Raw genomic sequence first — 14,576 nt, 5'->3', positions numbered from 1 at the left:
TATAGATAGATGTAGTGTATGCCTTAATTAACGTCCCAGAAAAGTTTGGTTGTTCTAGTATCTTTTGAACGAACAGCTTCGTAATTTTCGGAGTTAACGGAAATCTCTCCAGTAGGATATAAAAATCTTAATGGAAGCGTAGAATAATTTGCAGCTCCAGCTGTTAAGACCGTAATTTTTGGATAACCAGTTCTCCTATATTCAGACCAAGCATGTTGCGCCTGTAAGAATCCGTAATGAAGCCATTTTTGGGTCAAGATCAGTTCTAATTTTGCTGTTGAAGTTCCGGTATATTTCGCTGTTGAATTGTCAACAAAATCAGCGATTACAGCATCAGTAGGTTTTGTTTCTGTTTTCAGACCTGATGTATTTAAATTATTCAGGTAATAATAGAACGTAACGGACTGTTTAAGCGCTAGATCATAAGCTGCTTTTGCGTCTGTATCACTTCCCCATCTTAAGTAAGCTTCTGCTTTAGCAAAGTTAGTCTCAGATGCTGTTGCAACAATGCCCGGTAGTTTTGCATTATCAAAGAATGTTGCAGAATCCAACACCGCATATTTTTGATAATTTGTTAAAATGTCATTTTCAGTGAAGGTAATTGGCATCGCATTATACTCCTTATTTGGGGTAAATACACCATCTTTTGTAACACCAAATTTATCGTAAAATACAGGAATACGTGGGTCATTTGCGGGTTTCATTGTTTTATTTAACATGTAATCCGTTGCGTATTGATTATTTCCTTCTGTTAACGCTTGACGCAACGTACCTGTGTACGTTGTTAATGGTTGAAGCAAAATATCCGTAGTTCCCGGAAGGTAGTTTGCATTTGCAGAACCATCTACTAATGGGTATGTGCTGGGATTATTCAACATTTCTAAAACTTCTGTTTTAGCTTTACTTTCATCGACATTGGAGATGCGCATTAATAAACGTAAACGCAAAGAGTTGGCATAACGTCTCCATTTGTCAATACCACCGCTATTTAGAATGTCAAATTTTGAAAAATCACCTGTTGTAGCAGTTTCACTAAAATACGTATTGATTGCTTTTAGATCATCTATAAAAGAATAGTATAACTCTTTTTGGTCATCGAATTTCGCTTTTTTCGCAATGCTCGTTAACGGTAAACTCCCTGCTTCTGAAAAAGGAATATCACCATAATTGTCGATGAGTTTTGATGCTTCATCGTACATGACCACTTTACCAGCCTGAAGGAAAATTTCTTCTTTCGCTTGATTTTCTGGTGTTAATTCCGCGTAAGCAGCTTCCATTTTTCGGTAAACGCCAAGTACACCGGGAGCATAGAAATCTGTCCAATAGCCATAGGAATAACTATCATTCGGCTGGTACATTGTATTGTTTGGAATAAAAGAAGCAGTTTGCGTATATATCGCTTGATTTGATAGAATAAATGTTCTGTAATGCCAATACGATGGGCGAACCCGATCGTTATTTAACAAATCGGTGAAAAAGCCGGGAATACTTGCCTCAGTGGTTTGATCCGGATTGTTAAACGCATCTTCCAATTCAGATTTACATCCTGTAAATCCAAGGGTCGATAGCGTTAAAAATAATAATATATAAAATGATTTATTCATGATTAATTACGGTTAAAAATTAGCATTCAATGAAAATCCAAAACTTCTTGTTGCAGTATTAGAACCAACATCTACCCCTTGTGACCACCATTGGTTTCCAACTGGTGATTCTGGGTCAATATTTTTAAGAGTTCTGTAGAAGTAAAATAGATTTCGGCCCAATAAGGATACTCTTACATTATTTAATTTGAGCTTTTGTGTTACAGAAGATGGAATTCGGTAACTAACGGATAGTTCCCGCATTTTGACAAAAGAGTTATCATATACCGCGCCTTTCTCGGTCCATGAATCCGCTCCCCAAGCAAAGGTATTCATGTAATATTCTGCTGCGCTTAGGTGTACATTATTTTTAGCTCCGGTTTTCTCATTTACACCATCCAAGGTAACACCCGTTTCTCTGTATTCCAAAGTATTTTCATACGCACCAGTTCCCATGGCGTATTTTTGATTTTCAGACACCATTTTACCACCGAGACGATAATCTACCGTGAAATCCAATGAAAAGTTCTTATAGTTGAATGTATTGGTCATACCACCAATTGCTTTTGGTAATATATTTCCTACATATTTGTACTTTGTTTTATCAATGACATAATAACCTTCATCGGAAATTAAATTATTCCCCTGTTCATCTTTAGCTATATCATAGGCGTAAATATTCCCTAATTTCTTGCCGACTTCGGCCACGACTTTTAAGGAATTCTCATCCGCACTATAAAAAACTAACTCGTCTCCGCCAGTATTTAATTTATCCACCATTGTTCTATTGAATGAATAGTTTAGACGGGTATTCCAGCTAAAATTCTCATGTTGGATAGGTGTTGCTGTTAATGACACTTCGAGACCATTATTGGAGATACGACCCACATTTGTCCATTGGGAAGTTGCACCCGCAGATGCTTCAGTTGTTAGATTTAAAATTTGATCGTCAATGTAGTTGTCATAGTAGCTGATATCTAACCCTAATCTGTTTTTTAGGAATTTCAATTCTAAACCATATTCCCATTCATATTTCATTTCTGGCATTAGCTCTAAATTTCCATAGCTACCGCTGTAAGTCAAAGAAGGTACTGACCCATTGATTGTACCAATTGCATTTTGACTGTTCGCCACATTTGCGACATAAATTCCAGCATCATTTCCGACAATACCGTAAGAAACACGCAATTTGCCAAAGTTGAATTTTTCAGACTTTAGCCCCAAAGCATCACTAAAAATAAAACTTCCGCTAACTGAACCGTATTTGTAGTTGTTGTTGCCAGGAGGCATGGTTGAGGAATATTCCGAGCGATATGTACCATCTAAATAAGCAAATCCCTTATAACCAATATTGGCCATCCCGAAATAGGCATATTTTATTTTTTTCTTACGCTCATTTGTTGTGGTTGCTGGTGCATAGCTATTGCTGATACTAAACCAGTTCTCTTTTACGAGTCCGCTTTGTGTAGTAGACGATTGATCGTCATAGTTCTCTTCCCTAGATTGGAAACCAGCACTTACACTGTAATCCCAATCGCTATTTATTTTGTTGGCATAAGTTGCTAATACATCACCATACAATATAGAGTACAGTCCCTTTGATGTACTGAATCCTCCTGAGCTGTTGGTTGTGGAATTATAACGGGTTGCATACTCGTTATATTGTTTGTTTGTAATAGCAGCTGAAGTGAAATCATTACCGATACGGCCTCTTAATTTAAGGTGATTTACGACTTCCCAATTTAAGGTAGCACTCGTTAATAAACGGTTTTCTGTTTCGTCATAACTGTTTTTATATTGGGACCAGAAATAATCCAACAAATTGTATGGTCGAATGGTATATTTGAAATCTTCGTCGCGTCCCGTACCGAAGGCCGAATACTTGTACCCATCGGAAGTTTGATATTTTTCTTTTAATACAGACATATCTTCCGTACGGCTAAAGAAACCTCCATAGGATCCTAGGACTTGTCCGAGTAATGCCGAACGATTATGTGTTTTTGTGTTTGTATAGTTCGCTACGAGATCCAATGATAATTTCTCATGCATCTTCACCGTACTATTTAGGTTGAAGGTATTTCTGCTTTGTTTTGAACCTGGACTGGTACTTTTGTAATCCATGCGCGTACCGCTCAGACGATAGTTGACTTTGTCTGTTTGATTGGAAATCGCAAAGTTAATGTTCGAATTATAACCAGTATCGAAGATATCTTTAAAGTTGTTTTCGCGCGCTTCGTATTTCTTGGTCGTACCATCCCACCAGCTTACCTCTTCGCCAGTAAATTTTGGACCAAAGTTACCATATGAACGAAAGTATGGACGTCTTCCTGATGGTGAATTCGCATCAGCGATCCATCCCTCTTCGGTAGCACCATTCGCGAGATTGGTCGCTGCATCATAACCAGGTCCATAGATATTTTGGAATTTTGGTAAAAATGCGGCACGTTCGATAGAACCATTGTAATTAAAATCAATGCCTAATCCTCGGCCTTTAATCCCTTTTTTTGTTGTAATTACGATAACACCACTTGCCGCATCTGATCCGTACAACGCACTTGCTGCAGATCCTTTTAATACAGACATACTTTCAATATCCGCGGGATTAATATCTAACATACCATTACCACGGATACGTTGATCATCCCAATAGTTGTTGTTATTGGCTCCTTTAGTTCCGTATTGTTCATCATTACGGATGATGACACCATCTACAACATAGAGCGGTTGACGTTGATAATTTAGGGAGTTAATACCCCGGATTTGAACGTTTACGGCACTGGAAGCTCCACCTGGTGCAGTTGTAATTTTTAGACCGGCAACTTTACCATATAGCGCAGAACCAAAGTTGGTATTTCCTGCTTTGGTAAGTTCTTCCGCTTTGATCGTGCTTACTGCATATCCTAGTGCTTTGGAATCCCGTTTGATACCCATCGCTGTGACGACAACTTCATCCAGTGCAGAGGCATCAGAAGTTAAGGTTACATTAATCGTTTTAGTCGAGCCAACTGCGATATCTTGGGATTTGTATCCGACAATGGATACACGTAAGACTTCACCCTGTGAAGCTTGAATTGTAAAAGCCCCATTGGCGCCTGTTTGAGTACCTCTGGTTGTTCCCTTAACAGAAACTGTTGCGCCAGAGACAGGTCCATTAGCATCTGAAACTATTCCAGAAATGCTTTGCTGCGCATAAAGCGATGTAGCACTGAAAAGTGTACATAACGCCAATCCTGCAGTTTTTTTGTAAAATAGACTCATGTTTTAGGTATTTGTGTAAAACGTTAGTTAATAATGTTTGTGATGTATTTTTCTATGACTAATGCTGATGTACCGAGTTGCTGCGCTCTTTTGTGCAGGTCGGAGATCTCAATGCTTGTTTTCTTCGATATTTTAGGAATGCTATATTCATTTACTGCAACTTGAATATGAGGTGCAAGGATATAACCGATTTCCGCTCCACGACCACTGATGATAATTTTGTTCGGATTGAGAATATGTATCAACGTTGATATTCCTTTACCTAGTAAGTATCCAATTTTTCCGATATTATTGATTGCTATCTGATCACCAATGTGAACGGATTCAATAAGAGCTTCAGCTTTGTTGTCATATTCTTCTACAAGTTTTTCATATATAGAGTATTCGCCGTTCTTTATATCCTTTTCAATATTTCGGATGGCAGCGCTCACAGAAGCCTCTACTTCTAAGCACCCTCTCTTACCGCAAGAGCATAGTGTTAATTCGTCGGAAAGAGGGATGTGACTGAACTCACCGGCAAAACCAGAAGTTCCTTTAAAGATGTCGTCATTAATAAGAATACCCAAACCTACCCCCCAATTAAGGTTAATGACAAGGGAGTGCGAGGAATTTTGTGCATTCCCGAATTTTTTTTCGGCCCAGGCGACACAACGTGAATCGTTGTCAATTGCTGCAGGCACGTTAAATTTTTGTTCGATGAGTTCCTTTATGTTATATAAAGGGGAATCACTGTTGTAGGATTCATTTAGCCCTGTTTCTGAATTGACAAAGCCCGGCATGCTAATCCCTATGCCGATAACCTGTCTTAAAATAATATTATTTGTAGAAAAAAAGCGATCTACGGTTTTTAATAATTACGTTTGCCGCATCAGGATCTCTAAGGTCAACCGGGAGATTTTCTAACGATGACATGATATCCCCTTTAAGGTTTGATAAGGTAATTGCTGTATAGAATTGATCGATAGATATGCTGACGATTGTATAGCTTAAATCTTCATTAATCATATACTGCATAGCCTTTCTTCCACCTGTCGATGCAGCATAACCTGTCTCAACTACGATATTCTTTGAAAGAAGTTCGTTGATTTGTTTGGTGACAGAAGGTATACTTCGTGAAAGTGAGTTTGCAATGTCTGCAATCGGTTGCATAGGCCGATAATACAAATTCCTTAAAATCTCTACGACCATTTCTAATTAAGCTTCGTTAATGAGTAATTGTTTGGTTTGCAATGCTTTAAATAATGATATTATACTTTTTAATATCAGTGGTAGTTGGTTTTTAGCTCAATTGCTCTACTAAATTTAGGTGTGCGCAGTTGAGTTTTTCTGTGTTTGTTTTTAGTTTACGAATAAAGATATAGATACTTTATTTTAAGTTCCAAATTCTTTTTAAATTTTTTAAAAAGAATTTGATAGATTCTTTATTTTTAAGGGAATGGAGTGCTTCTTTTGAATTAATAATAAGTGTAATTGTAACAAATATACTGATCAATATTGTTGTAAACTAGAAAAGCCGGCTCAAGGCCGGCTTTTCTAGTGTTATAAAGAAATTATTTTTGTTTGGCCCACCATAGGGGTGTAAATACGCCATCTGATCCACCTAATAAGGATACCGCTTTATCATAATTTGCCTGATCAGCATTTCTAAATGATGAAGGATAGCTCGTTCTTTGTGGAAAGAAATCTACTTGGTTTTTTGTGTAATTTGCACTTGTCAATTGTGGCATTGTTGCGATGGCCGTTTCGACAGCAGGATTTTCAAAGAAAGGAAGGCCTAAACGACGTTGGTCATTCCATGCCTCAAGGCATAAGTATGGAAATGAGGCAATATATTTTTGCGTGATAATTTTTGTCAACTTATCATTCTTGATTGCTCCATTTTTATAGATCGTATTTTCAGGATACTTGATTGCGGCAGTTCCTGTAGCATTAGTATAACCGTCTTTGTACTTGACAGTGAAGGTCGCAGCAGGCTCCGCTGTATGATCATATTTTACTGAAGTTCCCACACGGTTGTAATTTTCTGATGCTAAGTATTGACCGAGGTAAGATGATACTTCCCAGTAGTTAAAGTTTTCTGAAATACCTTTTTCATAGGCAACTTTGTCAGATATAGGAGTGCTCCAGCCTCTCAAAGCCGCTTCGGCAATCAAAAAATAACTTTCCCATGAAGCGAAGAATAAACGTTTTTGTGTACTTGTTCTGAACTTTTTGATCATGCCTGGAATACGACCATTTTGTGCTCTAAGCACCATATTTGACGATTTAGCTCCCCATGTACCTGACGTAAACGCATTCCATGTGTATGAAGTTTTAAAATTCAATGTAGTGCCGTCTGGTTTTTTGATTTGGGCATCCTGATTGCTAGCATCGGTCCAATATTGTGGGTCGGATGTATGACCTGGAATAAAGAAAGCTTTGTATGCTCTTGGATCCATTTTATTTGGAATCCCATCTAAGTAATAACCTTGGCTTGGGTCATTTGACATAGTCGAGAAGTTATCCAGGTAACGGATACCAAAATCGTCTTCGTTCTTGATTTTGCTTAAAACTTCGGTTTCTGTAAACTGATCAGCAGTTTTGATGCCACCCAATCCAATAAATATATTGTTTAATGTAGCAGATAGTAGTTGTGTATTCCATGAACGGCTCATTACACCCGTTAGTGGATCCCAACCGTCTTTTTCCTGTACGCCGAAGTTTTGTGCAGCTGTTTCAATGTATTTATTCGTTTTAACAGCATCCTCAAATTCAGTTTTTGCTTTCGTTGCATCAACCTCTGATAAGCGCATTGCCAAACGCATACGCATTGAGTTCGCATAGCGGATCCAATTGTCCCATTTGAAACCGTAAGCGGCATCATAGTTTTCAATACCCGAATTGCTGACAGCTGGATCGATTTTCGATTGAGCATCTTTTAATTCAGTCAACAGATAATAATAAACGTCTTTGACAGCATCAAATTCAGGATTGACTCCTTGAAATCCTTTGGTAGGTATTGGGCCAAAATTGTCACTTAACTCACTTAACAAGTATGCTCGCCATATTCTGGCAACCTGTATCATATTTTGGTTGTAAACAGCAGCCGTGCCATTTTGAGTTTTCTTCTCTGCAATTTCGATGGTTGCGTTAGCGTTATTCAACCAGCCTGAGATACTTGACCAGTACAAGGAATTATAGTCATCACTTTGCTGTCCGATATTGATAAAGTTAAAATATTGCTGGTGGGCAGCGGTTTTCCACGAATAAATAAATAAACGTTCGGCCAATCCGGGATCTTGCTGAGCTCCAATAATAGAGTTGTTTAAAAAATATTCTGGTTTAACTTGCTGGTCATTTGCAGCAGTTTGATCTATATTGATATCCTCTAGTTTTGTACAGGAGGTGGCTGTGCTTCCTAATAATATTGCCAGCGCTATTTTTGATAGTGTATTTTTCATGATAATTCAGATTAGAAGCCAATAGATAGGTTTAAGAAATAAGAACGAGATGTCGGAAAAGATAGATTTTCAAATCCTACAGCATTTGAGCTCATTGCATAGGTAGATTCAGGATCTACACCATTTGCATAACTCTTTAGCATGGCTAAATTATTGACCGATACCCCTACTTTCGCATTTTTAACAATGGATGATTTCAAAACGCTTTTAGGGATAGAGTAATTTAATTGCAAATTTCTAATCCTAACATTGGTTGCATTGTATAAATTTTGTTCAGTAATACCTAAGTTGCCACTAGCTCCAGATACGGTTGTCCAGTAATCTTGTGGCGTAACTGCGACTGTACTTTTTTCGTATGCACCATTTTTTAGGATAACTCCATCAACAACAAAATTATCCCGACTTCCGTTAACAACTGTTTCGGCAGAAGAACCGCTAGCTTGTAGTGCACGCTGTGTTCCTGAGAAGAATTTTCCGCCAAATCTGCCATCAATTTGAAAGCTTAATCCGAAGTTCTTATAAGTGAAAGAGTTGGTGATACCAGCGAGGGCACGTGCAGTCTGATCACCCAGAAGCTCTGCTTCATTAGATTTCGCTTGTGGTAAACCTGTACCGCTTAGGATAAGTTGTCCATTATAAGGGCTGTTTGCATCTTCAACACGTAGGAATTTTGTTCCGAATATAGCGCCATATCTTTGATTTTCAGCTGCATATATTGCGAAATTGTCATAGCCGCCCAATGTCATTCGTTTGGATTCAGGGTGTAATTCAAGAATTTTATTGAAATTGCGAGAAACATTAGCATTCAGATTCCATCTAAAATTCTCTTTTCTGATTACATCGGCGTTTAATGTGATTTCAAATCCCTCGTTAAGAATATTACCTGCATTGGCTTTGAAAGCTCTGTATCCAGATAGATTGTTCATTGGGATATCAATCAATTGATTTGTTGAGTTGTTTTTATAATATGTTAAATCCAAACCAACTCGATTGTTGAAAAATTTAGTCTCTAAACCTACTTCAATTGATTTTTGAAGTTCATTAACTACGTTCTCATCATAAAGAACATCTCGTTTGGATGCAGTTGTATTATTATTAGGGTCATTACCAATGATATAAGTATTATATAATTGGTATGCGTCCATGTCGCGACCTGTTCTTGCATAAGATGCTCTCACCTTTGCAAAGTTGAACCAAGAAGGCATGCTTCCAGATTTATTGATCAGGTCGGAGAGTACAAATGAGGTGCTTACAGACGGGTAAAAATAACTGTTATGATTTGGGTGTAAAGTCGATGTCCAGTCATTTCTTCCTGTGAAACTAACATACCAAATATTATCATAATTGATGTCAATGTTACCATAAATCGAATTAATCTGTTTTCTATTGATACTTTCAGTAATACCAGGATTGCCAATATTGTTACCAATAGTAAATAGATTAGGTACCCTTAAATTGCCCGCACTAGCGCTTAAGGAAGTACGGCTACGGTCCATGATCTGTCCATAAATTGCGGCACTACCACCCCATTTACCGAATAGATTGTCTTTTCTTGCCTGTAAACTTGCGATATAATTGTTCTCATAAAACTTGTCTGTACCTGTACCATACGAATTGTTTATATGAGATCCTGTATATGTTTTATCTTCGTATTTTGTCGAATAGTTATCAGAACCCACACGTACATCAGCACTTAGCCAGTCATTAAAATCGTACTTTACAGTAGCGTTCATCAAATAACGATCACGGGTATCACGGCTTAATTTATTGTTGGCCGCCCAATATGGGTTAATTCCTGAATCTTCCAAATACCAACTTTGTTTCACACCCAATTCATCCATTCCAGGTTTAAATTGCGTAATGTCCAAACTTCTTGGGAAAGTTAACAACTGAGAATAATAATTACCACCATTCACACCACCAACTGCACGATTATAGGCCATATTGCGCATGTATTGTACCTTTACGTCGGTAGTCCACTGATTGCGCTGACCAAATTTGGCATTTACTCTATTAATTAAATTTAGGCGGTTTAGTTTTTGGCCGGGAGATTTGCTGTTATCATGCAAATAAGTCGCTGATGAATATACATTGACTTTATCGGAAACAGCCTGTTGAAAATTGATGTTTTGGGTGGTATTGAATCCTGTTTTAAAGAAATTACCGATATTATCGTAGGCCTTTAAATTTGTTTTCGTACCATTCCATAACTCAACTTCCTGCCCAGTTATTTTTTCTCCCCAAGATCCTGTGGCTAATTTACCGTAGACGCCGCCATCCCCCTGAGAGAAGTCACTCTGTAATTTTGGCGTCATAAAGATATTTTCGATTCCCGTAATGGTTGAATAGGAAATTCCTACGCCATCTTTTGCTTTACCACTTTTGGTTGTAATTAAAATAACCCCATTAGAGGCACGTGATCCATAAAGCGCAGAAGCAGCACCGCCTTTCAAGACAGACATGCTCTCGATATCTTCCGGATTTAAGTCTCCTAACCCACTTCCCATATCTGCTGACGGATTCCAAAAATCATTGTTTTTAGCGCCGGCAAAATTATCCATCGGCACCCCATCGACAACAATTAACGGTTGGTTGTCTCCGGTAATGGAATTGAATCCGCGAAGAATAATTTTCGAAGATGATGAAGGTCCGTTTGAACCTTTAACAACCTGAAGACTGGAAACCTTGCCCGCTAGTGCATTGGCTATGTTGTTTTCTCTGGCATCCGTCAATGCAGTACCTTGTATATCTTGAAATGAATAACCAAGACTTCTTTTTTCACGTTTAACTCCCATTGCTGTAACGACCACTTCTCCCAAAGTCGATTCATCGCTTGTTAAGGATACATTAATCGTTTTAGTTGTTCCCACCACAATTTCCTGAGGTTTATAGCCTATTAGTGAAATACGTAATGTTTCGCCTTGTGCAGCTTGTATATTAAATGCCCCACTTGCAGTCGACTGGGTAGCTCTATTTGTTCCCTTTACGGAAATAGTAGCACCTGCAATTGGCCCCTTGGCATCTGAAACTGTTCCAGAAATGCCTTGCTGTGCAAATAGCGATGTTGCACTGAAGAGTGTGCACAAAGCTAACCCAGCTGTTTTTTTGTAGAATAGACTCATCTTTAAGTGTTTAATTTATAAATAATTATTTAGTTAGGATTCTGTTGATATGGTTTTCCACGACGATAGCTGCAGTACCCTTTATTTGAGCATGTTTGTTCAATTCTGACATTTGAATCTGTGTTGTTTTTGCAATTTCAGGGATGCAAAATTCATTAATGGCAATTTGTATTTGAGGATTCAGAATTCTCCCGAGTTCTGCACCTCTTCCGCTGACAATGATTTGTTTTGGATTAAGAATATGGATGAGCGTTGATATGCCTTTGCCGAGCATGTAACCTATTTTTCCGATATTGTTAATCGCAATTTGGTCTCCAACATGAGTCGCTTCGATCAGTGCATCGATTTTGTTTAGATTACTCTTTACAAACGTACTATAAATCGAATACTCATTGTTTTGAATATCGTTCTCCGTACTTCGAATGGCGGCATCCAATGATGCTTCAACTTCAAGGCATCCCCGTTTACCACAGGAGCATAAGGTGTTGTTGTCGGACAGAGGGATATGGCTAAATTCTCCAGCAAAACCTGATTCGCCCTTAAAAACAGTTCCATTAATGATAATTCCTAATCCAACTCCCCAGTTTAGATTAATAATAAGTGAGTGCTCGATGTATTTCGCAGCCCCAAATTCTTTCTCTGCAATGGCTATGCAGCGAGAATCATTCTCTATGATTGTTGTCAGTTTATATTTTTTTTCAATCCTGCTTTTTATTTCATACAAAGGATGCGTATTGATATAGGATTCATTGACGCCCAATTCTGAATTAACAAAACCAGGCATACTAATTCCAATACCTATAATCCGATCTAATGAAATCGTTGAAGATGCTAAAATTCGGTCAATTTCGGATAAAAGGAGCTCTGAAGACTCTTCGGAATTTAAGTCTAACGGTATATCCCTATGCTCTAATATTGTCTTTTGAGTTAAATCGGTAATTGTGCATGTCGAAAAATGCTGATCACAAGAGATCGTCAATATATGGAAATCCAGGGACGGGTTGAGTGCAAATTGAATAGGTCGTCTTCCGCCAGTAGATTCTGCAAACCCACATTCAACAATGATCTTTTCTTCCAAAAGACGATTGATCACCTTGGTAATGGATGGCGTACTTTTCGAAAGCTTTTTTACCAACTCTGCTATGGACAGCGTTGAATCAAAATATAGGTTCTTCAGTATATCTTTTTCCATTGGTATTTGGTACAATTCATAAAGTTGGTTAAACTTTTGTTAAAGATATATTAAAAAGAAAGTAAGTTCCAAATACTTTTTAAACAATTTTAAAAAGTATCCCTTTTTTGACTAATAAGCCCATGCAAACGTTTGTTATTGTAACAAGGTTGTCGCTAAGTTTTCCTGTTTATGCCATTAAATTGTGGATTGCGCATAAAAATGAAGGGTAAATACGTTATATTTACCTTTTAATTATACAATCTGATTATGAAACAACGCTATTACTCCTTGGATGTATTTCGTGGAGCTACTGTGGCACTGATGATTATGGTGAATAATCCGGGTACATGGGCTCATATGTTTGCACCGCTAAAACATGCAGAATGGCATGGATGTTCACCTACAGACCTGGTTTTTCCTTTTTTTCTTTTCGCAGTAGGTAATGCCATGTCTTTTGTTATACCTCGTTTACAGGAGGCAGGACCTGCAGTATTTTGGCAAAAAGTAATTAAACGGACGATCTTGATTTTTGCGATTGGACTTTTCATCAATTGGTGGCCTTTTGTGAAATGGGATGGTGCGGAGCTGGTTTTTAAACAATGGGTGGACGGAACGGATCCGAGCCGGGGAATTCGGATTTTTGGTGTACTCCAACGCATCGCAGTTGCTTATTGTTTTGCTTCGATTTTAGCTTATTATTTTAAAGAAAAAACGATTATCTGGATCTCGGCAATCATACTGTTGTTATATTGGGCAATCTGTGCAATAGCCGGAGGAGCAGATCCCTATAGCTTGGAGGGCTGGTTCGGTACAAAATATGATATAGCAATCCTAGGTTTACCGCATGTTTACAAAGGGGAGGGGGTGCCATTTGATCCTGAAGGGCTGATGAGTACCTTGCCGACAATTGTTCAGGTCGTCTTTGGCTATTTAGTTGGTGTATTTATTAAAAAGCAAGGTCAGGTGGATTGGCTGTGGACGAAAGTGCCGGCCTCAAGTGAGCCTCATTTTAAATTGCTGGCGGGAATGTTTGTGACCGGATTTATTTTGGTCGTATTGGCTTGGATATGGGCCTTGGGTTTTCCGATCAATAAAAAAATATGGACGAGTTCCTATGTGCTCTATACAACAGGTTTGGCAACCATGACACTAGGTGGTATGATCTGGTTTATTGAAGTGCAGGGGGTGAAAAATAAATTGACACAGTTTTTTGATGTTTTTGGTAAAAATCCGTTATTCATCTTTGTCTTGAGCGGTGTTCTACCACGCTTTTTGGGGTTGTTCCGCATTCCTGATGGCGTAAAAGAGGATGGTACACAAAAATACCTCGACGCTTTTGCCTGGTTTTATAAATATGTTTGCGCGAAAGTGCCTGGGATACCAGAAGTTGGTTCTTTTGTTTATTCGCTATGTTTCTTAACGTTGATGTGGGTAATCTGCTATTGGTTGGACAAGAAGAAAATCTACGTAAAGGTTTAGTAGTAGCTGAACCTTTGCTTATTAAATTATTTTGGCAACCGAAGATTTTTGCTATCTTTGCAGCCAATTAATAAAATTTTTAACGCTTTAATATTATTCAGGAAATGTATTTAAGTAAAGAGTACAAAGCTGATATCTTCGCAGAATTTGCTGGATCAGCTACAAACACAGGATCTACTGAAGGTCAAGTTGCTTTATTCACTAAGAGAATCGCTCACTTAACTGAGCACTTGAAAAAAAACAGAAAAGATTTCGGTACACAACGTGCCCTACAAATGTTAGTAGGTAAACGTCGTTCATTATTAGCTTATCTTTACAAAAAAGATATCAACCGTTACCGTGCGATCATTAAAGGTCTAGGTTTACGTGATATTATCAAATAAGCTTTAATACAAAGGTGTTAAGAAGAGGCTGTCTCAAAAAGGCAGTCTCTTTTTTTGCATTATCTAAGGTTTATTATTTGTTTTAACGGTTTGATTTTCATATATTTATAGTGTAAAAAAAAAGGATATATGCCATC

Annotated in this window: 9 protein-coding genes; 2 read left to right on the top strand and 7 right to left on the bottom strand. The window is 38.0% G+C overall.

All coding sequences use genetic code 11. From position 1 onward, the window contains the following. Window positions 1-23: 23 nt before the first annotated feature. From B3E92_RS06095 to B3E92_RS06065, 7 genes are all read right to left on the bottom strand, one after another. On the bottom strand, window positions 24-1,604 hold the full coding sequence (locus B3E92_RS06095) for a SusD/RagB family nutrient-binding outer membrane lipoprotein (RefSeq protein WP_145328861.1): 1,581 nt from the start codon (window positions 1,602-1,604) through the stop codon (window positions 24-26). 12 nt (window positions 1,605-1,616) lie between these two features. Further along, the gene (locus tag B3E92_RS06090) at window positions 1,617-4,841 is read right to left on the bottom strand and encodes a SusC/RagA family TonB-linked outer membrane protein (RefSeq protein WP_286895894.1); all 3,225 of its coding nucleotides are present in this window, start codon (window positions 4,839-4,841) and stop codon (window positions 1,617-1,619) included. A gap of 23 nt (window positions 4,842-4,864) precedes the next feature. Then, window positions 4,865-5,638 carry an ROK family protein gene (locus B3E92_RS06085; RefSeq protein WP_286895916.1) on the bottom strand — a complete coding sequence of 258 codons (774 nt, stop codon included), beginning with the start codon at window positions 5,636-5,638 and terminating at the stop codon, window positions 4,865-4,867. A gap of 19 nt (window positions 5,639-5,657) precedes the next feature. Further along, window positions 5,658-6,029, bottom strand: a complete 372-nt coding sequence (locus B3E92_RS06080) for a MarR family transcriptional regulator (RefSeq protein WP_286895893.1) — start codon at window positions 6,027-6,029, stop codon at window positions 5,658-5,660. A 362-nt stretch (window positions 6,030-6,391) separates the two neighbouring features. Then, window positions 6,392-8,281, bottom strand: a complete 1,890-nt coding sequence (locus tag B3E92_RS06075; protein ID WP_286882900.1) for a SusD/RagB family nutrient-binding outer membrane lipoprotein — start codon at window positions 8,279-8,281, stop codon at window positions 6,392-6,394. An 11-nt stretch (window positions 8,282-8,292) separates the two neighbouring features. Then, on the bottom strand, window positions 8,293-11,403 hold the full coding sequence (locus tag B3E92_RS06070; protein WP_286895890.1) for a SusC/RagA family TonB-linked outer membrane protein: 3,111 nt from the start codon (window positions 11,401-11,403) through the stop codon (window positions 8,293-8,295). Window positions 11,404-11,428: 25 nt separating this feature from the next. Further along, window positions 11,429-12,595: an ROK family protein gene (locus B3E92_RS06065; RefSeq protein ID WP_286709402.1), complete on the bottom strand. Its 1,167-nt coding sequence runs from the start codon at window positions 12,593-12,595 to the stop codon at window positions 11,429-11,431. Between the two features lie 249 nt (window positions 12,596-12,844). On the opposite strand from B3E92_RS06065, the gene B3E92_RS06060 reads away from it, so the two are divergent. Both B3E92_RS06060 and rpsO read left to right on the top strand, forming a co-directional pair. Next, window positions 12,845-14,056 carry an acyltransferase family protein gene (locus tag B3E92_RS06060; protein ID WP_070563519.1) on the top strand — a complete coding sequence of 404 codons (1,212 nt, stop codon included), beginning with the start codon at window positions 12,845-12,847 and terminating at the stop codon, window positions 14,054-14,056. 104 nt (window positions 14,057-14,160) lie between these two features. Next, a complete protein-coding gene (gene rpsO, locus B3E92_RS06055; RefSeq protein WP_046674145.1) occupies window positions 14,161-14,439 on the top strand; it encodes a 30S ribosomal protein S15 in 279 nt (92 codons plus the stop codon). Window positions 14,440-14,576 lie beyond the last annotated feature (137 nt).

This window comes from Sphingobacterium sp. UBA6317, assembly GCF_002440385.1.
GTDB classification, from domain to species: domain Bacteria; phylum Bacteroidota; class Bacteroidia; order Sphingobacteriales; family Sphingobacteriaceae; genus Sphingobacterium; species Sphingobacterium multivorum.
Note: the sequence above shows the minus strand (reverse complement) of the source record. Positions and strands in the feature narration are given on the sequence as shown.